The sequence below is a fragment of the Pseudomonas sp. BS3782 TE3695 genome (genome assembly GCF_050435305.1).
In the GTDB taxonomy this organism is placed as follows: domain Bacteria; phylum Pseudomonadota; class Gammaproteobacteria; order Pseudomonadales; family Pseudomonadaceae; genus Aquipseudomonas.
Genome location: NZ_JBNDKB010000001.1, coordinates 1,356,934 through 1,381,740 on the forward strand (window position 1 = coordinate 1,356,934; position 24,807 = coordinate 1,381,740).

At 59.5% G+C, this 24,807-nt stretch carries 20 protein-coding genes and 1 pseudogene; 8 read left to right on the top strand and 13 right to left on the bottom strand.

Annotated features, from left to right (window positions below; all coding sequences use genetic code 11):
• Positions 1-639: 639 nt before the first annotated feature.
• Positions 640-1,209: a DUF2780 domain-containing protein gene (locus ABH909_RS06080; protein WP_429431255.1), complete on the top strand. Its 570-nt coding sequence runs from the start codon at positions 640-642 to the stop codon at positions 1,207-1,209.
• Position 1,210: 1 nt separating this feature from the next.
• Here the strand turns inward: ABH909_RS06080 and ABH909_RS06085 are convergent, their stop codons facing one another.
• Positions 1,211-2,098 carry an acyltransferase gene (locus ABH909_RS06085; RefSeq protein WP_429431257.1) on the bottom strand — a complete coding sequence of 296 codons (888 nt, stop codon included), beginning with the start codon at positions 2,096-2,098 and terminating at the stop codon, positions 1,211-1,213.
• A gap of 335 nt (positions 2,099-2,433) precedes the next feature.
• On the opposite strand from ABH909_RS06085, the gene ABH909_RS06090 reads away from it, so the two are divergent.
• From ABH909_RS06090 to ABH909_RS06110, 5 genes are all read left to right on the top strand, one after another.
• The gene (locus ABH909_RS06090) at positions 2,434-2,940 is read left to right on the top strand and encodes an ATP-dependent zinc protease family protein (protein ID WP_429431259.1); all 507 of its coding nucleotides are present in this window, start codon (positions 2,434-2,436) and stop codon (positions 2,938-2,940) included.
• Positions 2,941-2,999: 59 nt separating this feature from the next.
• Entirely contained in the window at positions 3,000-3,680 is a 681-nt protein-coding gene (creB, locus tag ABH909_RS06095; protein WP_429431261.1) for a two-component system response regulator CreB, read from the top strand.
• Complete coding sequence (creC, locus tag ABH909_RS06100) at positions 3,680-5,107, top strand: two-component system sensor histidine kinase CreC (RefSeq protein ID WP_429431263.1); 1,428 nt, start codon at positions 3,680-3,682, stop codon at positions 5,105-5,107. Before creB ends, creC begins: the two co-directional genes overlap by 1 nt.
• A gap of 158 nt (positions 5,108-5,265) precedes the next feature.
• Positions 5,266-6,636, top strand: a complete 1,371-nt coding sequence (gene creD, locus ABH909_RS06105; RefSeq protein WP_429431265.1) for a cell envelope integrity protein CreD — start codon at positions 5,266-5,268, stop codon at positions 6,634-6,636.
• The gene (locus tag ABH909_RS06110; RefSeq protein WP_429431267.1) at positions 6,633-6,857 is read left to right on the top strand and encodes a hypothetical protein; all 225 of its coding nucleotides are present in this window, start codon (positions 6,633-6,635) and stop codon (positions 6,855-6,857) included. Before creD ends, ABH909_RS06110 begins: the two co-directional genes overlap by 4 nt.
• On the opposite strand, the pseudogene ABH909_RS06115 reads toward ABH909_RS06110, so the two are convergent.
• From ABH909_RS06115 to ABH909_RS06150, 8 genes and pseudogenes are all read right to left on the bottom strand, one after another.
• Positions 6,818-7,448: pseudogene (locus ABH909_RS06115) on the bottom strand (glutathione S-transferase). The gene ABH909_RS06110 and the pseudogene ABH909_RS06115 overlap by 40 nt on opposite strands.
• A gap of 266 nt (positions 7,449-7,714) precedes the next feature.
• On the bottom strand, positions 7,715-7,894 hold the full coding sequence (locus ABH909_RS06120; protein ID WP_429431269.1) for a hypothetical protein: 180 nt from the start codon (positions 7,892-7,894) through the stop codon (positions 7,715-7,717).
• A complete protein-coding gene (locus ABH909_RS06125; protein ID WP_429431271.1) occupies positions 7,891-9,021 on the bottom strand; it encodes a PepSY-associated TM helix domain-containing protein in 1,131 nt (376 codons plus the stop codon). Before ABH909_RS06125 ends, ABH909_RS06120 begins: the two co-directional genes overlap by 4 nt.
• A 77-nt stretch (positions 9,022-9,098) precedes the next feature.
• Positions 9,099-11,528: a TonB-dependent siderophore receptor gene (locus tag ABH909_RS06130; RefSeq protein WP_429431273.1), complete on the bottom strand. Its 2,430-nt coding sequence runs from the start codon at positions 11,526-11,528 to the stop codon at positions 9,099-9,101.
• 200 nt (positions 11,529-11,728) lie between these two features.
• Positions 11,729-12,718, bottom strand: coding sequence for a FecR domain-containing protein (locus ABH909_RS06135; RefSeq protein ID WP_429431275.1), 990 nt, complete (start codon positions 12,716-12,718; stop codon positions 11,729-11,731).
• Positions 12,715-13,233 (bottom strand): RNA polymerase sigma factor, encoded by a 519-nt coding sequence (locus ABH909_RS06140; protein ID WP_095630604.1) that lies wholly within the window; start codon positions 13,231-13,233, stop codon positions 12,715-12,717. Before ABH909_RS06140 ends, ABH909_RS06135 begins: the two co-directional genes overlap by 4 nt.
• A gap of 274 nt (positions 13,234-13,507) precedes the next feature.
• Entirely contained in the window at positions 13,508-14,215 is a 708-nt protein-coding gene (locus tag ABH909_RS06145) for a 3'-5' exonuclease (RefSeq protein WP_429431277.1), read from the bottom strand.
• Positions 14,212-16,152 carry a putative nucleotidyltransferase substrate binding domain-containing protein gene (locus tag ABH909_RS06150; protein WP_429431278.1) on the bottom strand — a complete coding sequence of 647 codons (1,941 nt, stop codon included), beginning with the start codon at positions 16,150-16,152 and terminating at the stop codon, positions 14,212-14,214. Before ABH909_RS06150 ends, ABH909_RS06145 begins: the two co-directional genes overlap by 4 nt.
• A gap of 266 nt (positions 16,153-16,418) precedes the next feature.
• On the opposite strand from ABH909_RS06150, the gene ABH909_RS06155 reads away from it, so the two are divergent.
• Complete coding sequence (locus ABH909_RS06155) at positions 16,419-16,865, top strand: response regulator (protein WP_429431280.1); 447 nt, start codon at positions 16,419-16,421, stop codon at positions 16,863-16,865.
• A 173-nt stretch (positions 16,866-17,038) separates the two neighbouring features.
• Here the strand turns inward: ABH909_RS06155 and ABH909_RS06160 are convergent, their stop codons facing one another.
• Positions 17,039-19,216, bottom strand: coding sequence for a malate synthase G (locus ABH909_RS06160; RefSeq protein WP_429431282.1), 2,178 nt, complete (start codon positions 19,214-19,216; stop codon positions 17,039-17,041).
• 584 nt (positions 19,217-19,800) lie between these two features.
• Here ABH909_RS06160 and ABH909_RS06165 point away from each other — a divergent pair.
• On the top strand, positions 19,801-20,319 hold the full coding sequence (locus ABH909_RS06165; RefSeq protein ID WP_429431284.1) for a glycine cleavage system protein R: 519 nt from the start codon (positions 19,801-19,803) through the stop codon (positions 20,317-20,319).
• A gap of 215 nt (positions 20,320-20,534) precedes the next feature.
• Here the strand turns inward: ABH909_RS06165 and rarD are convergent, their stop codons facing one another.
• The 3 genes from rarD to ABH909_RS06180 form a co-directional block, all read right to left on the bottom strand.
• Positions 20,535-21,422 carry an EamA family transporter RarD gene (rarD, locus tag ABH909_RS06170; RefSeq protein ID WP_429431286.1) on the bottom strand — a complete coding sequence of 296 codons (888 nt, stop codon included), beginning with the start codon at positions 21,420-21,422 and terminating at the stop codon, positions 20,535-20,537.
• A gap of 190 nt (positions 21,423-21,612) precedes the next feature.
• Entirely contained in the window at positions 21,613-22,587 is a 975-nt protein-coding gene (locus ABH909_RS06175; RefSeq protein ID WP_192344821.1) for a serine/threonine protein kinase, read from the bottom strand.
• A gap of 207 nt (positions 22,588-22,794) precedes the next feature.
• Positions 22,795-24,696: a PhoX family protein gene (locus ABH909_RS06180; protein ID WP_429431288.1), complete on the bottom strand. Its 1,902-nt coding sequence runs from the start codon at positions 24,694-24,696 to the stop codon at positions 22,795-22,797.
• Positions 24,697-24,807: the final 111 nt, after the last annotated feature.

Consider the following 24,807-nt stretch of genomic DNA (forward strand, 5'->3'; position numbering starts at 1 on the left):
CGCAATCGGCCAGGGTTGCCTACTAGCAGAACTGATAGGTTCGAGTACCGCTGAGCGTCAACAATCAGCCTTGACGATTCGCCACGGGTATATCGATTGTTGATGTGAGTGCCATGTTTAAGTTTTCTTCTGTGATCCCATTTCTGGAACCACTATCACGTCGACCTTCACTGGGTAGGTATATTTATCTTTGACTTTCCTTTTGGCTTCTTTGGGCGTATTTGCGTCTACAGATCCGTATTGGTTGCTGGGAGTGCCCTTAACAGCGCGGGCGATGTAAATGTAAGTGCACATTGTTAAGTTCCTTTTGTGGGTCCAGCAATGGTTTGAGATATATCCGTTTTGTCTGGGGTTGCCGATAAAGTTGTAAGTCTCGGATGGAGTAAACCCTTGAGAGGCGATGAAATGTGTTCTTCTAATTTTTTAGTGGTCGCGGCGGACCAAAAAAAACATTCAACACCACTCAGAGCTTTTACTGTGACGCAATTGACCAAGGGCGCCTACTAGCAGAACTGATAGGGTCAGAAAACGCAGAGAAAAATGAACGGCTCAACGAGGAACATGCCGACGCATGCCCGGTCAAACCGGCAGCTTTCCGTCCATCAATCGGGCGGTTTTATGGCACATGAGGATGTCGGGATGAAGATTTCACGCGGTTTTGCATTGGCTTCGCTGTTGGCCCTGTTCGCCAGCCCGGTCTTCGCACAGTTCAGTCTCAGCGATGTGGTCAATGCGGCTTCGGCGATGCAGGGCAACGAGGGCGATGGCGCCGTGGCGGCGGCACCCAAGGCCGCCGGTTTGCTCAATACGCTAGGCTCGCAGCTCGACATCACCCCGGAACAGGCCGTGGGCGGTGCCGGTGCGATGTTGGGGCTGGCCAGGAACCAACTCAGCGGCGAGGACTTTTCCGAGCTGAGTAAAAACGTGCCGGGCCTCAGTCAGATTGCCGGTAACAGTGCCATCGGCGGCCTGAACGGATTGGGTGGGCTGCTCGGCGCGGGATCGGACAAGAATGCTTTGCTCGATGGTTTGCTGGGTAACGTCAAGGACACCAACGACCTCAACAACGCCTTCAGCGCTCTGGGCATGGACACCGGCATGATCGGCCTGTTTGCCCCGGTGATTCTGCAATACCTCGGTCAGCAAGGCGTCGCCGGTTCGCTGCTGCAAAACCTCGGCGGGATCTGGGGCGCCGGCACCGGTAGTTGATTCAGCGGCGCTCGGCGCGCAAGGCGTCGATGCGCTGGTCCTTTTCGATCCAGAGCTGGTTGACCCAGTTCTGGATGCTTTCGCGAAACACCGGATCGTTCTCGTAATCGCCCTGCCACAGTGCCGGGTCGAGCTCGCGGGTCTTGATGTCGATGATGATCCTCGGCACGTTGCCGCTGAGCAAATCCCAGAACCCCGGAATTCTCTGCTGCGGGTACACCACCGTCACATCGAGAATGGCGTCCAGCTGTTCGCCCATCGCCGCCAGTACAAACGCCACACCACCGGCCTTGGGCTTGAGCAGGTGAGTGAACGGTGACTGCTGCTGAACGCTTTTCGCCGCCGTGAACCGCGTGCCTTCCAGGTAATTGACCACCGTCACCGGCTGACGCTTGTACAGCTCGCAGGCTTCTTTGGTGATCTCCAGATCCTTGCCGGCAAGCTCCGGGTTTTTTGCCAGGAATGCCTTGGTGTAGCGCTTCATGAACGGGTAATCCAGCGCCCACCACGCCAGGCCCAGGAACGGCACCCAGATCAGTTCTTTCTTGAGGAAGAATTTGAAGAACGGCGTGCGTCGGTTCAGCGTCTGGATCAGCGCCGGAATGTCGACCCAGGATTGGTGGTTGCTGATGACCAGGTAAGAGGTGTCGCGGCGCAGGTCATCGCCGCCACGGATGTCCCATTGGGTGGGGATGCACAGTCGGAAAATCAGCTTGTCGATTTCGGCCCAGGTCTCGGCAATCCACATCACTGCCGTCGAGGCGTAATCGCGAAAACGCCCGGGCAGGATCAGTTTGAGCACTGCGAACACCATCAAAGGCCCGAACAGGACCAGGGTGTTGAGCAATAGCAGCAGGGTAACGAAACAGCCGGTGAGCAGGCGGCGCATAAGTCACTCTTGAAAGCGTGGGGGCGCGCCATGATAAGCAGCTTCGGGCGACAGGCCAAATCGGTGGTGACGAATGTTTCACGTTTACCTGGTTATGCTTCCAGAGGTATGAGATTCCCTGTGGCGAGGGAGCTTGCTCCCGCTGGGCTGCGAAGCGGCCCCAAAACCAGACGCCGCGGTTTTTCAGGTATACCGCATGCAGCGGTTTTACGAGTGCTGCGCACTCGAACGGGAGCAAGCTCCCTCGCCACAGAGGTTTGCGGTGGTCCAACTATCGTTGTTTTTTGCGGTCTAGAATTCGGCCATGCGTCCACATTCCCAAAGGAACCCCCTACGTGAAATCTCTCCTTGCAATGCTTTCCCTCGTCGCCCTGCCGATCATGGCCGCCGAGCCGACCCTATATGGGCGTTACGAATACATTGCGCTGCCGGAAATCGGCGGCGAAGTCCTCAAGGCCAAAATGGACACCGGCGCCCTGACCGCGTCGCTGTCGGCCAAAGACATCGAAACCTTCACCCGCGACGGCGACGAGTGGGTGCGCTTCCGCCTCGCCACCAAGAACGCGAGCAACAAGGTCTACGAACACAAGGTCGCGCGGATCAGCAAGATCAAGACCCGCTCCGAAGAAGACGAAGATGATGAGGAAAAGATCGCACCCACCAAGCGCCCGGTGGTCAATCTGGAACTGTGCCTGGGCAACGTCAAGCGCACCGTCGAAGTCAATCTCACCGACCGCAGCAGCTTCAATTACCCGCTGTTGATCGGCGCCAAAGCACTGCGTGAGTTCGGTGCAGCGGTGAACCCGGCACGGCGTTTCACGGCAGACAAACCCGACTGCTGATTGACGGCGAATCAGCCTTGGGGCACCGTTCGGCAACTTAACTGCCGGGCTGGGACGCCATGCCTCATATCCTGATTGTCGAAGACGAAGCGGCGATTGCCGACACCCTGATTTTCGCCTTGCAGGGCGAGGGGTTCACCACCACGTGGCTGAGCCTTGGCGCGGCTGCGCTGGAGCATCAGCGGCAGACGCCGGCTGATTTGATCATTCTCGATATTGGCCTGCCGGACATCAGCGGCTTTGAAACCTGCAAGCAATTACGCCGTTTCAGCGAAGTGCCGGTGATTTTTCTCAGTGCCCGCGATGCGGAAATCGACCGGGTGGTGGGGCTGGAGATCGGCGCCGACGACTACGTGATCAAGCCGTTCAGCCCTCGGGAAGTGGCGGCGCGGGTCCGGGCGATTCTCAAACGCATGGCGCCGCGCGCGGTGGCTGACACCTCACCGACGCTGTTTCGTATCGACAGCGAGCGGGTGCAGATCAGCTATCGCAGCCAGCCGTTGAGCCTGACCCGCCATGAATTTCGTTTGCTGCAATGCCTGCTGGAACAACCCGAGCGAGTCTTCAGCCGCGAGCAATTGCTCGATGCACTGGGCGTGGCCGCCGATGCCGGTTACGAGCGCAGCATCGACAGCCACATCAAGAGCGTGCGCGCCAAGTTGCGCCAAGTGAAAGCGGACGCCGAGCCGATCCAGACTCACCGCGGTCTCGGTTACAGCTATAGCCCGGGGCACAGCTGATGCCACTGGGGATCCGGATTTTTCTGGTCTACGTGCTGTTCATCGGCCTGACCGGCTACTTCGTGCTCAACACCGTGATGGAAGAAATCCGCCCCGGCGTGCGTCAGTCCACCGAAGAAACCCTGGTCGACACCGCCAACCTGATGGCCGAGATCCTGCGTGATGACTTCAAGGCCGGCACCCTCAGCGAGAACCGCTGGCCCGAGCTGCTCAAGGCTTATGGCGAACGGCAGCCGAAGGCGAATATCTGGGGCATGCCGAAGAATCAGGTCAACCACCGCATTTACGTCACCGATGCCAAGGGCATCGTGGTACTGGATTCCAGCGGCATCGCGGTGGGCCAGGACTACTCACGCTGGAACGACGTGTACTTGACCCTGCGTGGCGAATACGGCGCTCGTTCGACGCGCAGTAACCCGGACGATTCGAACTCGTCGGTGATGCATGTCGGAGCGCCGATTCGCGACAACGGCCAGATTATCGGTGTGGTGACGGTGGCCAAGCCCAACAGCTCACTGCAGCCTTACGTTGATCGCACCGAGCGGCGATTGCTGATTTATGGCACCGGGCTGATTGGCCTCGGTTTGCTGTTCGGTGCGCTGTTGTCATGGTGGCTGAGCGCGGCGCTGCGGCGGTTGACGGCGTATGCCCAAGCCGTCAGTGAAGGCCGTCGGGTCGAGGTGCCGCATTATCGTGGCGGCGAGCTGGAGCAACTGGCCACGGCGGTGGAGCAGATGCGCACCCAGCTCGAAGGCAAAGCCTACGTCGAGCGTTATGTGCATACCTTGACCCATGAACTGAAAAGCCCGCTGGCGGCGATCCGTGGCGCGGCGGAATTGCTGCAAGACGAGATGCCGCTGGCCCAGCAGCAGCGTTTCGTCAGCAACATCGACAGCGAAAGTGCGCGCATGCAGCAGTTGATCGAACGACTGTTGAACCTGGCGCAGGTGGAGCAGCGCCAAGGGCTGGAGGAGCGAGTGGCGGTGCCGTTGGCGAAGTTGGTCGATGAATTGCTGAGCGCTCAGGCGGCGCGCATCGAAGGCAGGCAGTTGCGTGTGGAGCAAACCATTGCAGCGGATCTGACCGTGACCGGTGAGCCATTCCTGTTGCGTCAGGCGTTGGGAAATCTGTTGGAGAACGCTCTGGATTTCACCCCGGCTCGTGGCTTGCTGCGATTGAGTGCTGCAAAGCTCGGTGAGCAAATCGAATTCAAACTTTTTAACCAGGCCGAGGCGATTCCCGACTATGCGTTGCCGCGCTTGAGCGAGCGCTTCTACTCACTGCCGCGTCCGGACAGTGGGCGCAAAAGCACAGGGTTGGGGCTTAACTTCGTTGAAGAGGTGGTCAAGTTGCATGGTGGTGCGATGAGTATCGGTAATGTCGATGGCGGCGTGCAGGTGAGTTTGCATCTGCCTTTAGCCCGATAAAGATCGCAGCCTGCGGCAGCTCCTACGCCGAACGCGTGCCCATGTAGGAGTTGCCGAAGGCTACGATCTTTTCCAAACTCCACACACTCTCCACATTCCCCCCATAAAACCCCCACACACCAACGCCAGACTTTCCCCATCCAAACAGGGAGAGTCCCATGAACCGTAGCCTGACCCTAAAACTGGGGGCGATTGCCCTTTTGATTCTGTTGCTGCTGATTCCGTTGCTGATGATCAATGGCGTGATTCAGGAGCGGCAACAACTGCGCGACGGTGTGCTCGAAGACATCGCCCGCAGTTCCAGTTACAGCCAGCAACTGAGCGGCCCGCTGATGGTAGTGCCCTATCGCAAAACGGTGCGCACCTGGAAAACCAACGAAAAAACCAACCAGCGTTATCAGGACGTTCGCGAGGAGCGCGGGCGTTTATATTTCCTGCCGGAGCGCTTCGAACTGGACGGCCAGGTCCAGACCGAACTGCGCGCCCGGGGTATCTACGAGGCGCGGCTGTTCCACGCCGATAACCGCATCAGCGGGCATTTCTCGGTCCCGGCGCAACTGGGCATCAAGGAAGATTTCGCCGACTACCGCTTCGATCAACCGTTCCTGGCCGTCGGCATCAGCGACATTCGCGGCATCGAGAATGCACTGAAGCTCGAACTCAACGGCCAGAGCCTGGACTTTGTGCCGGGTAGTCAGGTGGGGTGGTTGGGCGAAGGCGTGCACGTGACGCTGCCAGCGCTGGACACCCAACAGGTTACGGAATTGGCCTTCGGTTTCGATTTGCGCCTGCAAGGCACCGGCCAGTTGCAGGTTCTTCCGGTGGGCAAGACCAGCAAAGTTTCACTGGCCGCCAATTGGCCTCATCCCAGCTTCATCGGCAACTACCTGCCGGCCCAGCGTGAAATCACCGATCAGGGTTTCACCGCTAATTGGCAGACATCGTTTTTCTCCACCAACCTGCAAGAGGCGTTGAACAGTTGCGTGTCTGGCGGCCAGTGTGAGGCGTTCAGTGGTCGCAGCTTCGGCGTGAGTTTCATCGACCCGGTGGACCAGTATCTGAAAAGCGACCGGGCAATCAAGTACGCGCTGCTGTTCATCGTCCTGACCTTCGCCGGTTTCTTCCTTTTCGAAGTGCTGAAAAGCCTGGCGGTCCACCCGGTGCAATACGCGTTGGTGGGCGTGGCGCTGGCGTTCTTCTACCTGTTGCTGCTGTCGCTGTCCGAACACATCGGTTTTGCCTTGGCGTATCTGCTGTCGGCGAGTGGTTGTGTGGCGTTGATCGGGTTCTATGTCTGCCATGTGCTGCGTAGCGTGCGTCACGGCTTGAGCTTTTCGGCGGGGTTGGCAGCGTTGTATGGCTTGCTCTACGGTTTGCTGAGCGCCGAGGATTACGCGCTGCTGATGGGCTCGTTGCTGTTGTTCGGGCTGCTGGGCGTGTTCATGGTGCTGACCCGCAAGCTGGACTGGTACGGGATCGGGCAGAAACCGGCCAAGCCGCTGGCCTTCGATATTGGAGCCGTGGAATGAGCCGGTCGTTGGGGTTGCGCGAGGATCAGCGGGTGGGCGAGATGTTGGCGACGCGGATTGCCGGGTTGTTTGCACAGAGATCAAAAGATCGCAGCCTGCGGCAGCTCCTACAAGAGCATGCGTTCGGCGTAGGAGCTGCCGAAGGCTGCGATCTTCTGAGGCCGGCATGGCCGACCAAAGATCAAGCCTTGGGCATCGTCGCAATCATCGATGGCCGCTGACTCACTTCAAAATACCAGTCCGCCAGCTTCGGATTCTCTTTGCGCCATTCCAGATCCGGATGGCGCAGATCCAGGTAACCCAAGGCACAGGCCACACTGATCGACGCCACATCGAAATGGCTGGTCAACTCGGCAATCGCGTCGGCCTCCAGCGATGCCAGCGCGCGACGAATCTTGTCGCGCTGATTGTCGAGCCATTCGTCCCAGTGCTTTTTCCGGGGTGCGCAGGGCCACTTCGTAGCGAACCATCACCGCGGCATCCATGATCCCATCGGCCAGCGAGGCCAGGGTCAGACGCCGCCAGCGCGCCGAGCCATCGCGAGGAATCAGCGGATTGCCGACGTGTTGGTAATCGAGATAGTCGAGGATCACCCGGCTGTCGTACAACACATTGCCATCGGCCAGGCGCAGGGCTGGAATCTTGCCTAGCGGGTTGTCTTTGTTGAGCGCCTGATCCGGGCTGACCGGCGTGAGCTGGCTGGCTTGCAGCGCCACACGGTTCATTTGACCGGTTTCGTGCAGCAGCACCATGACTTTGCGAACGAAGGGCGACGCGGGGTTGTGGAACAAGGTCATGCTGGGAGCGGACATGGCAACGATCTCGATCATGGGCAGTGTCGGCAGCATAGCGCTTTAGTGCTTGAGCTCAAGCATGAGTTCACGGCTGAGCACGGAACGAAATGTGGGAGCGGGCTTGTGTGGCGAGGGGGCTTGCCCCCGTTCGGTTGCGAAGCAATCGTAAACCGGTCATCACCTTCTGATTCAAGATCGTGGTGACTGGTTTCAGGGGCGCTCCGCACCCCAACGGGGGCAAGCCCCCTCGCCACACAAGCCCGCTCCCACAGGTTTTGTGGCGTTCAGTAGCGTTGCAGCAGCCCGCGCAAGGCGAGGACAGCAGGAATCCCCAGCCCGAGCCAGCTCAATGCATCCCATACGCCATCGCCCAGCAACGCGGCAAACAATCCCGCGGCGCTGAGCAGGGCGATGACGGTGGGCGTGGCAAAGACCTTCCAGAAGCTCGACTGTCTCGGTCTCATGCCGGGCTCTCCACGTTTTCGAGCACAGGTTTCGCGACTTTGCGCCGCACCACCCACAAATAAACCCCGCTGCCGAGCACGATAATGGTCAGCACATCGAGGGTTGCCCAGAGGATTTTCATCGGCATACCGCCGTAATCACCGAAGTGCAGCGGCTGCGACATGCCCATGGCGTCCATGTACCACGGTCGCTCGGCCACTGCCGTGACTTGCAGGGTGCTGGCGTCGATCAGCACCGGTGTCAGCAGGTGCGAGGTCAGGTGGGTGCTGCCTTTCATGAACACGGCGTAATGGTGTTCGCTGGAAAACCGCGTGCCGGGGAAGGCGATGAAGTCGGGCTGCATGCCCGGCGCGACGTCTTTCGCGATGTCGAGCAAACGGGTCGCAGGCGCCAATTGAGTCAGCGGCGGCGCATCGCGGTAAGGCGCGATCATCGTGTTCAGGCTGTCGTTGCGCCACGCGGCGATCAACAAGTCGGCGCAGGCACTGATCACGCCGGTCACGCCGACCACCAAAGCCCAGGTCAGCGTCACCACGCCGATCAGGTTATGCAGGTCGAGCCAACGCAGGCGGGTGGATTTGTCGTGGCGCACGGTGGCGAACTTCAAGCGCCGCATGAACGGCAGATACAGCACTGTTCCAGAGACAATCGCCAGCACAAACAGAATCCCCATGAATGCCAATAGCAACTTGCCCGGCAGGCCGGCGAACATGTCCACGTGCAGGCGCAGCATGACCATCATCAGCCCGCCATTGGCCGAGGGCATTTCCAATGCTTCGCCGGTGCGAGCGTCGAGCATGAAGGTGTGGGACGAATTCGGCTCGGTGCCGGCGGTGGGCGCCATGATCGCGATCATGCCGTTGGGGTCTTCGTCGTTGTAGCCGAAATACTGCATGACCTCGCCGGGACGATGTTTTTCAGCCGCTTGCACCAACTGCTGCAAATTCAGCTGCGGGGTGTCGGCCGGCATGGATTTCAACTCGGCGGCATCGCCCAGCAGATGGTCGATCTCGTGGTGGAAGATCAACGGCAGGCCGGTGAGGGCCAGCATCAGCAGGAATACCGTGCAGATCAGGCTGGTCCAGGTGTGAACGAATGACCAGCGGCGGATGGTTTTGCTTTTCATTTCACTTCATAGCCTTCAGAAATACCAAAGCCGTCCAGGCAGGACGGCTCGGGTCTTGGGCGAGTCAGTTCAGGCGATTACCACTTGTACGTAGCACTGGCGACAACGCTGCGTTGGTCGCCGTAGTAGCAGTAGAAGCTGTCGCAAGTGGAGATGTAGTCCTTGTCGAGCAGGTTGGTGGCATTCAATGCCAGTGACGCACCTTTCAGACTGTTGTCCAGACGGCCCAAATCGTAATGAACCGCCGCATCGAACACCGTGTAGGCATCAGCCTTGCCCAGCCAGGTGTTGCCCTGGTCGCCATAAGTATTGCCGGTGTAGCGTGCGCCGGCACCGATGCCGAACCCATTCAGTACACCGTTGTGCCAGGTGTAATCAGCCCACAGAGAAGCTTGCTGGTTAGGCATCAGTTGCAGGCGATTGCCCTTGAAGTCACCTTTTTGCACTTCGGACTTGGCCAGGGTGTAGGCCGCGATGACTTTCAGGTTATCGGTGACGTCGGAAACGGCTTCCAGCTCCAGGCCCTTGACCTTCACTTCGCCGGTCTGGCTGGTAATCGAGACGTTGTCCGCGTTGGTCGTGGTGACGGAGACGTTTTTCTGGGTCAGGTCATAAACCGCAGCCGTCAGCAGGGTGTTGCTGCCTGGCGGTTGGTACTTGATGCCCAGTTCCCATTGCTTGCCTTCAGTCGGCTTGAATGACTCGGTCGGCGATGCCACGGCTTTGCTGGTCGGCTGGAACGACTCGGCGTAGGACAAGTAGGGGACGAAGCCCGAGTCGAACACATAGCTGATCGCTGCGTTGCCGCTGAATTTCTTGTCCCGTTCGGTGTTGGTGGCATCACCCTTGTTGAAGAATTTGGTGCCCGTGTGGACCCAGTCCTCACGACCGCCGAGGGTCAGACGCCATTGGTCGAGGGCCATTTGGTCCTGGACGTACAAACCGGTCTGGTAGGTCTTCTGGTCATAGTCATAGAACGCCGTCGAGCGCGGCGGGCGAACGATTGGCTGGCCATAGATCGGGTTGTTGACGTTGGTGGTCAGACCGTCGCCATAGATCGAGAGGTAGTTGGTATTGGTGCGCTGGTGATCGAGGCCGATCAACAGGGTGTGACGGATGTCGCCGGTCGCGAAGTCGCCCTGCAAGTTGTTATCCACGGCGAACTGGCTGATGTCTTCCTCGACACTGGTGCTCGAGCGGCCAACGTTGCCCTCGGCATCCACTTGGGTGAACGGGTAGGCGCCGGGGGTGAGAGCCTGGAAGGACAGGTCCGACTTGGTGTAACGCAGGTTCTGCTTGAACTGCCAGACATCATTCAAGCGATGTTCAAAGGCGTAACCCAGTGCGTAATAGGTGCGGTCGTAGTATTCCCAGTCCGGGTCACCGAGGTTTTTGTGATGGGAAATATCGCCGAGCGGCGAGTCGATCTTCGTGCCTTGCACTGGCAGGAACTGGCTGGTGATGCCTGTGTCGTCGCGGGTAAATTGCGTCAGCAGCGTGAACTTGGTGTCAGGGTCGATGTTCCAGGTCAGGCTCGGTGCAATGTTGTAGCGTTTGTCGTCGATGTGATCGATCTGTGTGCCGCTGTCGCGCAGTACACCGCTCAGGCTATAGATAAACCGACCTTCGTCATCGATCTTGCCGGTGCTGGCGAAGTTGATTTGACGATGGTTGTCGCTGCCGTATTGCAGCTGGATTTCATTGCTCGACTCGGCACTGGGACGGCGGCTGACCATGTCCAGCAAACCGCCCGGCGGGGTTTGGCCGTAAACCGAAGAGGCCGGCCCGCGTAACAGGGCGAGGCGCTCAAGGTTCCAGGTTTCCTGTTTCGGATTGGCGTACACGCCTTTTGGCAATGGCAGGCCATCAAGGAATTGCGTCGGTTCGAAACCGCGCACGAGCAACCAGTCGGCGCGGGCGTCGCTGCCGTAGCTGCTGGCGACGATGCCAGGCATGTAGCGCACAGCGTCATCGAGGTTTTGCACACCGCGATCTTCCATTTGCTGGCGGGTAGCGACGGAAATCGAACGCGGCGCTTCGACGAGCGCGGTATCGGTCTTGGTGCCAGCGGCGGTGCGCGTGGCCACGTAACCTTCGACCGGGCTCCAGGCAGTTTCCGCATTTTCCAGGCCAATGACGGCGGTTTCCGGCAAGGCCATCACACCCTCGGGCACGGCCACCAGGCTGAAGGTTCCGGCGCTGCTCTGTTCCAGTTGCAGACCGGTGCCACGCAGGGCTTCACGCAGGGCGCCAGTGGCGTCGAACTGGCCCTTCACCGGGGCCGAGGTCTTACCCGCCGCCAGCGACGGATTCAACGACAGCGCCAGGCCGGCCTGGCTGGCAATCTGATTCAGGGTGCTGGCTAATGGTGCAGCCGGCAGGTCGTAGACGCGAACGCTGGACGCCTGTTCGGCGGCCATCAGTGGACCGCTGGCCAAAGGGGCGCAAAGGGCAATGGCGATTGCCAATAAGCGGGGGCGCAACACGGTGTCTAGCGAACGGGACATACAGCGGCTCCTGAATGGAAATATTTCTCAATTGCCTAGGTGCCGGACGAAAATCCAAAAGTGATAGGGCAAGATGAAAATAATTTCGATTCAGTAATTGCCCGCCTTTGTAGGAACCGTGTAGGAGCTGTCGAGTGAAACGAGGCTGCGATCTTTTGACTTTGTTTTTTAGGAGCAGATCAAAAGATCGCAGCCTCGTTTCACTCGACAGCTCCTACGGGTTTGGCGTCAGTTTTTGCTGCAACCGTCACCCACCACGGCGTGTGCTGTTCGATCTGCACCGCCAGGGTCGGTAAAAGTGCACTCAGCGCCTTGTCGGTATCGTTCAGCGGGAAGCTGCCGGTGATGCGCAGGTCGGCGACTTCTGGCGTGACGCCAAGATGCCCGCGACGATAGCGAGCGAGTTCCTGGACCAGATCTTCCAGCCGAGCGTTGTCCACCACCAGCATGCCGCGGGTCCAGGCATCGGCGCCGAGGTTGAGGGCGATGATCGGGCCCAGGCCATTGCTGCGCATCAGCACTTGCTGGCCTTCGCGCAGAATCTGTTCCTCGGGGCTCGATTCGGGATGGGCGGCGACCGCTGATTTCAGCACGCTCAGGCGCGTGCCTTCATCTTCACGCTTGACCAGGAACCGTGTCCCCAGTGCTCGCATGCTGCCTTCGCGGGTCTCGACAATAAACGGCCGGGGATCGCCATGACCGGTTTCGACGAGGATTTCCCCTTCCTGAAGGACGATCAACCGCTGCTTCTCATCGAAGCGCACATCCACTGCGCTGTGGGTGTTGAGGTTGATCAGCGTGCCATCGGTCAGGCGCAGGGTGCGCTGCTCGCCAGTGGCGGTGCGCTGGTCGGCCAGCCAATAGTCGATGGGCAGATAACGATCACCGGCGAACAGCGCCAGGCCGATCACCGCGACGACGCTGGCCAGACCGTTGCCGAGCTTGCGCACCCGGCGCCGGATGCTCTCACGCGATTGCAGCAGGGCAGTGCGTGCCGGGCCGTTGGCGACGCTGAAACGCTGGTCGAGCATGCCCAACTGACGCCAGGCCCGAGCATGCTCTTCGTGGGCGGCGTGCCATTTGGCGAATTCTTCGTGTTCGATCGCGTTGCCGGAATCCAGCGACAGTTGCCAGGCAATCGCGGCATCCAGCACCTGCGCCGAGACGGGTTTGGAGCTGACCGGGCTCATACCGGCTCACCGTACAACGCGATGTAGCACTGGCGAATGCCCTGGGCCAAATATTGGCGAACCCGCGGCACCGACACCCCCAGACGCTGAGCGATTTCGGCGTGACCGAGACCGTCGAGACGGTTATAGAGAAACGCCGCCCGGGCCTTGCTCGAGAGCTTGCCTAGCAGGTGATCGATGGCTTTGAGGTCTTCGAGGATCAGTTGCTGTTCTTCCACCGAGGGTTGTTCGCCTTCGGGAATCAGCATCAATTCGGTGAGGTAGGCCTGTTCCAGTGCGGCGCGGCGGAAATAGTCGAACAGCAAGCCCTTGGCGATCGCCACCAGAAACGCCCGAGGTTCGCGAGGCGCCTTCAGTTCGTCACGGCCCAGCAAGCGCACGAAAGTGTCCTGGCTAAGGTCTTCGGCCCGTTGCGGGCAGGCCACGTTGCGCCGCAGCCAGGCTAATAGCCAACCGCGATGGTCGCGATACAACGCACCAACGAGCTCACTCTGGGGGCTTTGGACTGACGACACGCAACATCACCGAGGGGGAAGTGTTAAGTAACGAGAATTGTTCGCGATTGTGGCAGAGGTGGGGGAGGTAAGCAATTGGCGCTGGTCGGGCGGTTTTGGCCACAAAGTCTGAAGACGAACACTAACCTGTGGCGAGGGAGCTTGCTCCCGCTCGGCTGCGAAGCAGTCGCAAAATCAGCGAACGCGGTGTGTCTGGGGAAATGTGGTGAATGGTTTTAGGGGCGCTGCGCTCCCCAGCGGGAGCAAGCTCCCTCGCCACAGAGATTTGTGAAGCCTAAAAAGACGGAGCCAGTCGCCGCCGCTTCCACTGACTTAGCCGCTGTTGCAAATTCAACGGGCTATGAATCTGCTGCTGTCGTGCCCGGCTGAACAGAATCAGCACCAGCTCCGCCGTCGCCAAGGCATCGGCACTGGCGTTATGCCGCTCGAAAACCTCCAGCTTGAACCAGTCGATCCACTCGTCCAGCCCGGCCTCGCGAATGTGTGCCTGTGGGCAAAGCAGCGGCGCGATGTCGGCCACGTCCAGAAACGGATGCTGCAACTTATAGCCCAGATGTTCTTTCAGCGCGCGCCCCAGCATGTGCTGGTCGAACGGCGCATGAAACGCCAACACCGGACTGTCGCCGACGAACTCCATGAATTCGAGCAAGGCTTGCGCGGGGTCGCTGCCGGCGGCGATGGCGCTTGGGCCCAGGCCGTGAATCAACACGCTGGGGCCGAGTTTGAGTTCGGTGCATTGCAGCGTGCGTTCGAACTGCTGGCTGAAATCGATCGCCCCATCTTCGATCACCACCGCGCCGATGGACAATAGCCGATCCTTGTTCAGGTTCAGCCCGGTGGTTTCCAGGTCGAGCACTACCCAGCGTTGTTCGCGCAGGCTGCAATCGCCCAGCTCGGCCACGGCCGGCAAGCGCTCCAGACGTTGTTGCAGTTCGCCGGGCAAAATGGGGCTGACCGGGCGCAGCCATGAAAACAGGCTCATAGCTGATACCGCAGGGTCAGGCTGCTTTGCAGGCGTTGGGCCTGGCGCAGGGATTCACGCAGGATGCGTCGATCCAGATGATTGAGGCTGTCAGGATCGACGCGGTTGGAGTAGGGAAAATTTTCCCGGGTCTGTAGCTGATGTTGCTGCATGCGGGTTTGCTGGATGAAGTGATACGCCTCTTCATACGCAGCGCCGTCCAGCCGTTCGATGACTTCTTTATCCACCAATTGACGAAAACGCTCCAGGGTATTGTTGGCGTTGATGCCGTGGGCGAGGGCCAGTACTCGAGCGCCATCGACGAACGGGGTCAAGCCCTGGAGTTTCAGATCGAGGGTGGCTTTCTCGCCATTCTTGCGCGCCAGCACGAATTCGCGGAAACGGCCCACGGGCGGACGGTTGCGCAGGGCGTTTTCGGCCATCATCCGCTGGAACAAACGGTTGTCGCCGACCTGATCGAGGATGCCCTGGCGCAGCTGCTCGCAGCCTCGCTCGTCGCCCCAGACCACGCGCAGGTCGAAATAGATGCTCGAACCCAGCAGGTTTTCCGGAGTCGCCTCGCGGATAAACGCCGCAAAACGTCGCGCCCATTCGGCCCGGGACAAACACAGCTCGGGGTTGCCGGCCATGATGTTGCCTTTGCACAGGGTGAAGCCGCACAGCGCCAGGTTCTGATTGATCTGCTGAGCGATGGGCAGCAACTTGCCGCGAATTTCGGCGGCGTGGGCCGCGTCGCGGGCCTCGAACAGAATGCCGTTGTCCTGATCGGTGTGCAGCGTCTGCTCGCGACGGCCTTCGCTGCCGAAACATAACCAACTGAACGGCACGCCGGGGTCACCTTTCTCGGCGAGCACCAGTTCGATCACCCGGCACACGGTATGGTCATTGAGCAGGGTAATGATGTGGGTGATCTGGGTCGAGGAGGCGCCATGGGCGAGCATCCGCTCCACCAATTGGCCGATTTCGCCGCGCATCGCCACCAGGTTTTCCAGCTTCTGGGCGCTGCGAATAGTCCGCGCCAGATGCACCAGATCGACCCGTTGCAGGGAAAACAGGTCGCGTTCCGAGACCACGCCGCACAGGCGCTGATCCTTGACCAGGCAGACGTGGGCGATGTGCCGTTCGGTCATGGCAATCGCGGCATCGAAGGCGCTGTGGTCCGGCGTCAGGTAAAACGGCGCCCGGGTCATATGCCCTTCGATGGCTTCATTGAAGTCGCTGGTGCCGTTGGCCACCACATGTCGCAAGTCGCGCAGGGTGAAAATGCCCAGCGGCGTCTTGTGCTCATCGACCACCACAATGCTGCCGACTTGCTGATTGTGCATCAGCGTTACGGCTTCACGCAGCGCAGTGATCGGGCTGCAGGTCACCGGATGACGCATGGCCAGTTCACCCAGTCGGGTATTGAGCGAATACTGGGTGCCGAGGGTTTCCACGGCTTTTTGCTGGACTTGCTGGTTGACCTGATCCAGCAAACTGCTGACTCCGCGTAGGGCAAAGTCGCGAAACGGGCTGGAAAGTGCGAACAGTTTGATGAACGCCAGCTTATTGAGCTGTAGGCAAAAGGTATCTTCGGCCGCCAGATGTTCGGTGCGAGTCGCCCGTTCCCCCAGCAGCGCGGCGAGGGGGAAACATTCGCCGGTGGTGATTTCGAAGGTGGTTTCGGTCCCGCCCTTGGCCGTGTGCGGACGTTCGCCCACGACCCGGCCCTGTTTGACGATGTAGAAATGCTCAACCGGGCCATCGGCGGGTTTGATGATGCTTTCGCCGGGGGCATAAAAACGCAGCTGGCATTGCTCGACCAGATAGGCCAGATGGGCGTTTTCCATCTGATTGAACGGCGGGAAGCGCTGCAGGAATTGCAAAGTGCCCTGGATGTTCTGCAACACCGCGGTTTTCCCTGCCTGGGTGAAGGCGTCCGCTTTACTCATAACCATTACCGCAGTCTTTTTCTGATTGTTGTGTCGGATCGTTGTGTCAGATCGTTACAGGCATGGTCGGCCCCTACGGGCAGGGTGCCCATTGGACGTAAGTCTAGGTAGGCAGTGCAGCGGCCGGAATATGGGAAAGGTCTGACACGAATGTGGGAAAAACCCCCTACATTGTCTATTGGAATAATTTCCGACGAAGTGCACATTGAAGCTCTGCAAAGCGGTGTCAGACACACTGTGTCAGGGATTGAATCGAAAACGTTGAGAAAGCCATGTCCGACCACGATATTTTGAGTGATGCCGAGCGCGAAGCGCTCAGTGCCGTCATGTTGGAACCAGACTTGCCGCCGCAACGGGTGCTGATCGTCGATGACGATAAAGACTCCAGGGAGTTGTTGTCGGAAATTCTGGGGCTGGACGGCATTCACTGCATGACGGCGGCCAGTGGCGAAGCGGCGCTCAAGTTACTGGAGACGAAGTCATCGATCGGGCTGGTGATTACCGACCTGCGGATGGGGCACGTCGATGGTCTGGATTTGATCCGTCAGGTGCGGGAGTCGGCACGTGCGGCGTTGCCGGTCATCATCGTTTCCGGCGACGCCGACGTGAAGGATGCGATAGAAGCCATGCACTTGCACGTAGTGGACTTTCTGCTCAAGCCGATCGACAGCGGCAAACTGCTTGAACTGGTCAAGCATGAGTTGGGGATGGATGGCTAAAAGATCGCAGGCTTCGCCGGCTCCTACAGGATTTGTGTTCGCCTGATGATTCGCGGGTGTACACGATTCCCTGTAGGAGCTGCCGAAGGCTGCGATCTTTTGATTCTGCCTTTCAAATGAAAAAGCCCTGATCTTTCGATCAGGGCTTTTTCATGTCCGACATCAGCGTTTACTCAAAGGCCATTGGCAGCCTTGAATTCGCGACGACGACGGTGCAGAACCGGCTCGGTGTAGCCGTTGGGCTGCTTGGTACCTTCGACCACCAGTTCGACCGCCGCCTGGAAGGCGATGTTGCTGTCGAAGTTCGGTGCCAACGGACGGTACAGCGGGTCGTTGGCGTTCTGACGGTCAACCACCGGCGCCATGCGCTTGAGGCTTTCCATCACCTGATCTTCAGTGACAATGCCGTGGCGCAGCCAGTTGGCGATGTGCTGGCTGGAAATACGCAGCGTCGCACGGTCTTCCATCAAACCGACGTCATTGATGTCCGGCACTTTCGAGCAACCCACGCCCTGGTCGATCCAGCGCACCACGTAGCCAAGAATGCCCTGGGCGTTGTTGTCCAGTTCGTTCTTGATCTGCTCCGGCGTCCAGTTCGGGTTAACCGCCAACGGGATGGTCAGAATGTCGTCCACCGAAGCGCGAGCGCGTTTGGCCAGTTCGGCCTGACGGGCGAACACGTCGACCTTGTGGTAATGCAGCGCGTGCAACGCGGCGGCAGTCGGCGATGGAACCCAGGCGGTGTTGGCACCGGCCATTGGGTGAGCGATTTTCTGTTCGAGCATCGCGGCCATCAGGTCCGGCATGGCCCACATGCCTTTACCGATCTGGGCGCGACCTTGCAGGCCGGTGCTCAGGCCGATGTCGACGTTCCAGTTCTCGTAGGCGCTGATCCACTTTTCGGCCTTCATGTCGGCCTTGCGCACCATCGGGCCGGCTTCCATGGAGGTGTGGATTTCATCGCCCGTGCGGTCGAGGAAACCGGTGTTGATGAACACCACGCGTTCGCTGGCAGCCTTGATGCAGGCCTTGAGGTTGACCGTGGTACGACGTTCCTCGTCCATGATCCCGACTTTGAGGGTATTGCGTGGCAAGCCCAGCACGTCTTCGATGCGGCCGAACAGCTCGTTGGTGAACGCCGCTTCTTCCGGGCCGTGCATCTTCGGTTTCACGATATAGACCGAACCGGTACGGCTGTTCTTGCGCGAGCTGTTGCCGTTGAGGCTATGGATCGCGGCGAGGCAGGTCACCAGGCCATCGAGAATACCTTCAGGCACTTCGTTGCCGTCTTTATCGAGGATCGCGTCGATGGTCATCAGGTGACCGACATTGCGCACGAACAACAGTGAGCGACCGTGCAGGCTCAGTTCTTTGCCATCGACACCGGTGTAAGTGCGATCGGCGTTCATGGTTCGGGTAAAAGTCTGACCACCCTTGGCGACTTCTTCCGACAGATCGCCCTTCATCAAGCCGAGCCAGTTGCGGTAGATCACCACTTTGTCATCGGCATCGACCGCGGCAACCGAGTCTTCGCAGTCCATGATGGTGGTCAGCGCGGCTTCCATCAGGATGTCTTTGACGCCGGCCGCGTCGGTCTGGCCGACGGGGGTGCTGGCGTCGATCTGGATTTCGAAGTGCAGGCCGTTGTTTTTCAGCAGGATGGCAGTTGGAGCCGCTGTATCGCCGTGGAAACCGATCAGTTGCGCATCGTCGCGCAGGCCGGTGTTGCTGCCGCCTTTGAGGGCGACCACCAGTTTGCCGTCAACGATCTTGTAGCCGGTGGAATCGACGTGGGAGCCGGCAGCCAGTGGGGCCGCTTCGTCGAGGAAGGCGCGGGCGAAGGCGATGACCTTGTCGCCGCGAACCTTGTTGTAGCCTTTGCCTTTTTCCGCGCCGTCCGCTTCGCTGATGGCGTCAGTGCCATAGAGCGCGTCATACAGCGAACCCCAGCGGGCGTTCGAGGCGTTGAGCGCGAAGCGCGCGTTCATCACCGGCACCACCAGCTGTGGACCGGCCATGCGGGCGATTTCGTCATCGACGTTTTGCGTCGTAGCCTGGAAATCAGCCGCTTCTGGCAGCAGATAACCGATGTCTTGCAGGAAGGCTTTGTAAGCCACCGCATCGTGCGCAACACCTGCACGAGCCTGGTGCCAGGCATCGATACGTGCCTGGAAATCATCGCGTTTGGCGAGTAGGGCTTTGTTCTTCGGCGCCAGGTCATGAATAACCTTGTCGGCACCGGCCCAGAACGTGTCGGCGGTGAGGCCGGTACCGGGAATGGCTTCGTTGTTCACGAAGTCGAACAGGACTTTGGCGACCTGCAGGCCACCGACTTGAACGTGTTCAGTCATTGCTTGCCTCACTCTGCTCAGCTATTTCGCTTTTCAGCTCTTCAATTTAAACAATGAAGCCTCTGGCCATTTAAACCACAAACCCTTCTACCAGTACATGCCATTGCTGGCGGCTGGGTTCGATCCGATCAACGGCTTTGCGGCCTTGCTGACAGGGCTTTCAGGGATTGCGACGGACCTGCGGCGGACATCGATTCAGCGTTATGTAGTGCGCGCTGCGGCATACTACATGATGAATTGCGGTTGTGAAAATTAGACTAAATACGTCGTTCTGCGACCCCATGACGCATTGCGGTCATGGCGAGGAACGGGATGTTCTCAAAAAACTATTGGATTGTTCCAGTTAAATATAAAAACTTGTACACATAATCTTCGATAGCCCTGCTATGGGGCGTTGCTTTTGTGGCGAGGGAGCTTGCTCCCGCTGGGGTGCGAAGCGGCCCCCTGCATCGATCCGAACAGTCCGCATTTTGGCAATTTGGCGACTGCTGCGCAGCCGAACGGGGGCAAGCCCCCTCGCCACAGCCAGCCCCTTGCCTATACTTGTTTTTCTATAACAAAAGTCATGACCAGAGGGCTGCGCCATGGACCATCTCGTACTCACTGTAATTGCTCCAGACAAGCCCGGGCAGGTCGAGCGCATTGCTCAATGCATTGCCGCGCATGGCGGTAACTGGCTGGAAAGCCGCATGTCGCGCATGGCTGGACAGTTCGCCGGGATTCTTCGGGTGGGTGTGCCGGCCGAGGCCTACGACGAACTGGTAGATGCCCTACAGGGACTATCGACCCAGGGCATCCGCGTATTGATCGCCGAAAGCGGCATCGAACAGTCCTGCACCTGGAAGCCGATTGCCATGGAACTGGTGGGCAATGATCGGCCGGGCATCGTGCGAGACATTACGCGTCTGCTAAGTGACCAGGGCGTGAACCTGGAACAGTTGGTGACCGAAGTTCGACCGGCGCCGATGAGCAGCGAGCCGCTGTTTCACGCCGAGGCGGTTCTGGCAGTGCCACTGACCTTGTCGCTGGAGAAGCTGCAATCGAGCCTGGAAACCCTGGCCGACGATCTGATGGTCGAATTGGTGCTGCGCAGTGAACCTTGAAAAGGTTATCCAAGTTATACGTGCACCTGCCTGTGGATAACCTGTAGAGATACCTCGCCAGGCCACGCCGGCCGCGGATCTTCAGGGTTTGATCAAAAAACCAGCAGTTTCAGTGACTTGCGCACAAACGCCGGGGATCACACTGTGGATAACCTTGGGAAGGATGGATGCAGGCCACGGGAGACGTGGCCTGTAGAAGTTTGTATGTTTTCTGATCAGCGGCGGCGACGCAAACTTATCCACGCGTCGACGCTGTAAACCGCCAGACCGGCCCAGATAAAGATGAACGCCATCAGCGTGCTGGACGACAAATGCTCGCCAAACAGCAGAACGGCCTGCAACAACACCAGCGTCGGCGCCAGATACTGGAGAAATCCGAGGGTGGTGTAGGGCAAATGCCGGGCGGCGGCGTTGAAACACACCAGCGGCACCAGCGTCACCGGACCTGCAGCCACCAGCCACCAGGCTTCAGAGGTGGTCCAGAACTCGGCTTGCGCGCTGCTCGCCGTCGGATTGAACAGCAGCCAGGCGACGGCAATCGGCACCAGCATCCAGGTTTCCACCACCAGCCCCGGCAGGGCCTTGACCGGTGCCTGCTTGCGGATCAGTCCGTAGAAACCGAAGGTCAACGCCAGCACCAGCGACACCCACGGCAGGCTGCCGACTTGCCATACTTGCTGCGCAACACCGATCGCCGCCAGGCCCACCGCCAGCCATTGCAGGCGCCGCAACCGTTCGCCAAGAATCAGCATCCCCAACAACACGTTGACCAGCGGGTTGATGTAGTAACCGAGGCTGGCTTCGAGCATGCGTCCGTTGTTCACCGACCAGACATAGGTCAGCCAGTTGGCGGCGATCAACGTGCCGCTCAGGGCCAGGATTGCCAGTCGTCGCGGGTTCTCACGCAGCTCGCGCCACCAGCCGGGATGCTTCCAGACGAGCAGCAGCAAAGCACCAAACAGCGCGGACCAAAGTACTCGGTGGATGATGATCTCCACGGCGGGCACGTTGGCGATGGCTTTGAAGTAGAGCGGGAACAGGCCCCAGATGATGTAGGCACTCAGGCCCAGAATGTACCCGCGACGCGGGTTGGCGGCTTGCATGAGAATCCTTGCTTAGGCAGCTAACAAAGAGGGGATTGTAAGGAGATTTGCCGGGACATGTCGCGGACCTTGTGGGAGCGGGCTTGCTCGCGAAAGCGGTAGTTCAGTCAGCATCTCTGTTGAATGTGAAACCGTATTCGCGAGCAAGTCGAATCGTCGCACCGCCGCTCCCACATTGGATTTGTGTTCGTCAGAACAACTTCAGTGGTTCTTCATTCAGTGCGGCGAGTTGTTCACGCAATGCCAGCACTTGATCGCCCCAATAGCGCTCGGTGCCGAACCACGGAAAGCTGCGAGGGAAGGCCGGGTCGTCCCAGCGACGGGCGAGCCAGGCGCTGTAGTGCATCAGGCGCAAGGCGCGCAGCGGTTCGATCAGCGCCAGTTCCCGCGGGTCGAAGTCGTGGAATTCGTTGTAGCCGTCCATCAGTTCCGACAACTGCCCCAGACATTCCTGACGATCACCCGCCAACATCATCCAGATATCCTGCACCGCCGGGCCCATGCGGCAATCGTCGAGGTCGACGATATGGAACATCTCATCGCGGCACATCATGTTGCCGGGGTGGCAATCGCCATGCATGCGGATGTTCTGGTGCGGCGTGGCCTTGTAGACCTCTTCGACCCGCTTGAGCAGGTCGCGGGCCACGGACTCGTAGGCCGGCAGCAAGCTTTTGGGTACGAAATTGCCTTCGAGCAAGGTCGTCAGCGAGTCTTGACCGAAGTTCTTTACTCCGAGTGCTTCACGGTGTTCGAACGGTTTGGTTGAACCGACCGCGTGCAGCCGACCCAGCAGTTGTCCCAGGCGATACAACTGATCGAGATTGCCCGGCTCCGGCGCACGGCCACCGCGACGGGGAAACAGGGTGAAACGGAAACCGTTGTGTTCGTGCAGGCTGGCACCGTTGTGAATCATCGGTGCGACCACCGGTACGTCGCATTCGGCGAGTTCGAAGGTGAATTGGTGCTCTTCGAGAATCGCTTCGTTGGTCCAGCGCTGCGGGCGGTAGAACTTGGCGATCAGCGGTTCGGAGTCTTCGATGCCGACCTGATAGACACGGTTCTCGTAGCTATTGAGCGCCAGAATGCGGGCGTCGCTGAGAAAGCCGATGCTTTCGACGGCATCGAGCACGAGGTCTGGGGTAAGCGTTGCAAACGGGTGGGCCATGCTGACTCCTGCGCGCAGCAGGCTGCCGCGTCGGGCCAGACATGGTAGCGCAGACGGGGCTTCTTTAGGGGTTGGGCTTGAGGTAAGTGTTGTTCACACCGATGCCATCGCGGGCAAGCCCGCTCCCACATGGATCTTGGGTGTGCACACTATTTGTCACACACAGGAGGACACTGTGGGAGCGGGCTTGCCCGCGAAGAGGGCCTATCAGGCGCCGACGATCCCGCCATCCTCGCGGGAAATCGCCATCACCGAAGACCGCGGTTTGCCGTTGGGCAAGTGCTCAGGGAACGTCGACCCACCGTTTTCCCCCGGATGCTGAATCCCGACAAACAGGGTCTTCTGATCCGGCGAGAAGCTGATCCCCGTCACCTCGCAGCCCACCGGGCCGACCATGAAGCGGCGGATCTCGCCGGTCACCGGGTCGGCACAGAGCATCTGGTTATTGCCCATGCCCGCGAAGTCGCCTGCGTTGCTCGAATCGCCGTCCGTGAGGATCCACAGGCGACCGGCCTCGTCGAAGCCCAGGCCATCCGGGCTGTTGAACATGTTCTGCGGGGTGATGTTCGACGAGCCGGCCTTCGGCGTGCTGGCGTGGACGCTCGGATTGCCGGCGACCACAAACAGGTCCCAGGCAAAGCTTTTCGAGCCGTGATCATCGCGGTCGGTACGCCAGCGCAGGATCTGCCCGTAGACGTTCTTCGCGCGCGGGTTCGGCCCGTCCACCGGTTGGCCTTCTTCGCCGCGTTTGGCGTTGTTGGTCAGGGTGCAATAGACCTGGCCATCCTTGGGGCTGACGACGATCCATTCCGGACGGTCCATACGCGTGGCGTTCACCACGCTGGCCGCGAGGCGTGCATGAATCAGCACTTCGGCCTGATCGGCAAAACCGCTGCTGGCATCAATGCCGTTCTTGCCATGGGTCAGTTCGATCCACTGGCCCTGGCCTTTCGGGTGATCGGCGTTGCCGTCGCCCGCGTCGAAACGCGCCACGTACAAGGTGCCGTGATCCAGCAGGTCGCGGTTGGCCTTGGGGTTTTTGTGGTTGATCTTGTCGCGGCTGACGAATTTATAGATGAACTCGCCACGTTCGTCGTCGCCCATGTACACCACGGCGCGACCGTCATTGGTTTCGGCCAGGGCGGCGTTTTCATGTTTGAAGCGGCCCAGCGCGGTGCGTTTGACCGGCGTCGATTGCGGATCGAAGGGGTCGATTTCCACTACCCAGCCGTGACGATTGAGTTCGTTGGGGTTTTTCGCCAAGTCGAAGCGCGGATCGTGCTGGTGCCAGTTGATCTCCTTACTGGCCGCCACTGCACCGTAGCGTTTCTGCGCAGCGTCGAACTTCTGCTCGGCATTGCTGCTGCCGAAGCAGTCGGTGAAGTTTTCTTCGCAGGTCAGATAAGTGCCCCACGGCGTCTTGCCGTTGGCGCAGTTCTGGAAAGTACCGAGAACTTTCTTGCCGTGTTTGTCGGCGCTGGTTTTCATCAGCTCGTGACCGGCCGCCGGACCGCTCAGGCTCAATGGTGAGTTGCCGTGAATGCGGCGGTTGTAGCGCGAGCCTTGGACGAACTGCCACTGGCCATTCTTGCGCTGCACTTCGATGACCGACACACCTTCGCAAGCCAGGGCCTTGCGCACATCTTCCGCCGATTGCGGCATACCACCGTGGGGGTAGAGGTAGCGGTAGTTGGTGTATTCATTGTTGATCGCCATCAGCGCCCGGTCTTTTTCACCGGGAAATTCGAACAGGCTCATGCCGTCGTTGTTGTCGCCGAACTGGACTTCCTGCGCCTGGGCCGTGCCGTTGCCGCTCGGGTCGAACGCCGGACCATTCTTTTGCAGCGGCTGGCCCCAGCTGATCAATACCGAGGATTTGTAGCCCGGCGGCAAGGTAATGGTGTCGGTCGTGGCGGCGGCGATGCTGTCAAAACCCAACAGGTTGCTGGAACCGGCGCTGACGCTGGCGGCCAGCACGCTGCGACTCAGCAGGTTGCCACCGAGAAACATCGCCGCACCGCAGAGGGCGCCCGCGCTGATGAAGCCACGACGGCTGAGGCCGACCATTTTTTCGAGGTCGGTGGGTTGGTTGTCTTCTAATAAGCTCACATCAGGCTCCCTGCGGGTTTTTGCAGCCACCTTAATGGTGGTCGATGAAGCTTTTGTTGCAGCCGATGCTTTGATCTTCGTAGGAGCTGCCGAAGGCTGCGATCTTTTGAT

What these genes read in the sequence shown, in the direction of transcription:
- ABH909_RS06120 (WP_429431269.1), bottom strand. Translation starts at nt 7,894, where the DNA reads ATGAGACCGAGACAGTCGAGCTTCTGGAAGGTCTTTGCCACGCCCACC.
- ABH909_RS06150 (WP_429431278.1), bottom strand. Translation starts at nt 16,152, where the DNA reads ATGGTTATGAGTAAAGCGGACGCCTTCACCCAGGCAGGGAAAACCGCG.
- creC (WP_429431263.1), top strand. Translation starts at nt 3,680, where the DNA reads ATGCCACTGGGGATCCGGATTTTTCTGGTCTACGTGCTGTTCATCGGC.
- ABH909_RS06135 (WP_429431275.1), bottom strand. Translation starts at nt 12,718, where the DNA reads ATGAGCCCGGTCAGCTCCAAACCCGTCTCGGCGCAGGTGCTGGATGCC.
- ABH909_RS06165 (WP_429431284.1), top strand. Translation starts at nt 19,801, where the DNA reads ATGGACCATCTCGTACTCACTGTAATTGCTCCAGACAAGCCCGGGCAG.
- ABH909_RS06085 (WP_429431257.1), bottom strand. Translation starts at nt 2,098, where the DNA reads ATGCGCCGCCTGCTCACCGGCTGTTTCGTTACCCTGCTGCTATTGCTC.
- ABH909_RS06130 (WP_429431273.1), bottom strand. Translation starts at nt 11,528, where the DNA reads ATGTCCCGTTCGCTAGACACCGTGTTGCGCCCCCGCTTATTGGCAATC.
- ABH909_RS06080 (WP_429431255.1), top strand. Translation starts at nt 640, where the DNA reads ATGAAGATTTCACGCGGTTTTGCATTGGCTTCGCTGTTGGCCCTGTTC.
- ABH909_RS06160 (WP_429431282.1), bottom strand. Translation starts at nt 19,216, where the DNA reads ATGACTGAACACGTTCAAGTCGGTGGCCTGCAGGTCGCCAAAGTCCTG.
- creB (WP_429431261.1), top strand. Translation starts at nt 3,000, where the DNA reads ATGCCTCATATCCTGATTGTCGAAGACGAAGCGGCGATTGCCGACACC.
- ABH909_RS06110 (WP_429431267.1), top strand. Translation starts at nt 6,633, where the DNA reads ATGAGCCGGTCGTTGGGGTTGCGCGAGGATCAGCGGGTGGGCGAGATG.
- ABH909_RS06125 (WP_429431271.1), bottom strand. Translation starts at nt 9,021, where the DNA reads ATGAAAAGCAAAACCATCCGCCGCTGGTCATTCGTTCACACCTGGACC.
- ABH909_RS06145 (WP_429431277.1), bottom strand. Translation starts at nt 14,215, where the DNA reads ATGAGCCTGTTTTCATGGCTGCGCCCGGTCAGCCCCATTTTGCCCGGC.
- creD (WP_429431265.1), top strand. Translation starts at nt 5,266, where the DNA reads ATGAACCGTAGCCTGACCCTAAAACTGGGGGCGATTGCCCTTTTGATT.
- rarD (WP_429431286.1), bottom strand. Translation starts at nt 21,422, where the DNA reads ATGCAAGCCGCCAACCCGCGTCGCGGGTACATTCTGGGCCTGAGTGCC.
- ABH909_RS06175 (WP_192344821.1), bottom strand. Translation starts at nt 22,587, where the DNA reads ATGGCCCACCCGTTTGCAACGCTTACCCCAGACCTCGTGCTCGATGCC.
- ABH909_RS06155 (WP_429431280.1), top strand. Translation starts at nt 16,419, where the DNA reads ATGTCCGACCACGATATTTTGAGTGATGCCGAGCGCGAAGCGCTCAGT.